The organism is Oleiphilus sp. HI0061 (assembly GCF_001635675.1).
In genome coordinates this window covers 1-582 of sequence record NZ_LWFE01001712.1, presented here as the reverse complement: position 1 = coordinate 582, position 582 = coordinate 1, and the positions used below count along the sequence as shown (strand labels likewise).

Here is a 582-nt window from a genome sequence, read left to right as displayed (position 1 = left end):
ATGCTCAAGGTGCAGCGCAATACAATGCAACTTACACGCATGGCTTACCGACAACTGAGTGTGGTAATGGGCCTTCGCAAGTGACGATCAATGGCGAAGATATCAAGCTCTATTCATGGAGCGGCACAGGTCATCTGACTGCTGTTGGGGATATTTCAGATACCTTGTTTGCCATCACAGGTTTAGCGTTTGATTCAGGTGAAGATAACGACGGTATTACCGGGCGTTGTGCATCTCACTTTGGCCAGGTTATTCGTGATGATTACTTCATGAACCACATTGATGCCAATAATCATGTCTTAGGATTAACATCATTGTTCGAGACTGATCCAAAGACCTTATTTAAGAAACATGCTAACCGCCTTAAGAAGGCTGGCCTATAAACGATTCCTAGAGAATTATGTGCTTTCCAATTTGGGCAATCAGGCAACCTTATACTGGAAATGCCGTTTTGGGGTCCTATGGGCCCCACTTTTTTAAGAGGTTATTATGACGATAAAAACCGGGTCGATTGCATCGATAGCAGTCATTTTCGTGGTATCGATTGCTTTGTATGAATACTTTGGTTACGCAGAAATAGGC

Annotated in this window: 1 pseudogene; it reads left to right on the top strand. The window is 43.5% G+C overall.

Features of this window, described 5'->3' with window-relative positions:
• Positions 1 to 383 (top strand): annotated as a pseudogene (locus tag A3735_RS31485) (lipase); the annotation flags it as partial.
• Between the last annotated feature and the right edge of the window lie 199 nt (positions 384 to 582).